The organism is Caldalkalibacillus salinus, assembly GCF_016745835.1.
In the GTDB taxonomy this organism is placed as follows: Bacteria; Bacillota; Bacilli; order Caldalkalibacillales; family JCM-10596; genus Caldalkalibacillus_A; species Caldalkalibacillus_A salinus.
Map to the genome: position 1 here is coordinate 1 of NZ_JAERVL010000010.1, position 303 is coordinate 303.

The window sequence follows — 303 nt, forward strand, 5'->3', positions numbered from 1 at the left end:
GCTAAGGTCCCGTTAGAGCTAGACCCTACAGCACCTCCAATATGATTACCTGTCGCATGCACATCTACTACGGCATAACTATCTCTTATATTGGATTTATAAATTCTACCTACGAGACCGCCGCTGTGCCCGACACCTTCCACTTCTCCAACAGCACCACTATTCTTAATCTCGGCACCGTTTCTGATGTAACCAGCGAGGCCACCTACATAGTTTTGGCCTTTAATATCTACATATTCTAGATTAACATTCTGAAGTTGACTGTACTGTGCGTAGCCAAATAAACCGACATATTCTTCTTCA

The 303-nt window shown here is 43.6% G+C and carries 1 protein-coding gene; it reads right to left on the reverse strand.

Translation table 11 applies throughout. The features are described 5' to 3' along the window. Positions 1-303: GLUG motif-containing protein (locus tag JKM87_RS08075; protein WP_272899189.1), on the reverse strand; the 303-nt coding region annotated here is incomplete at both ends.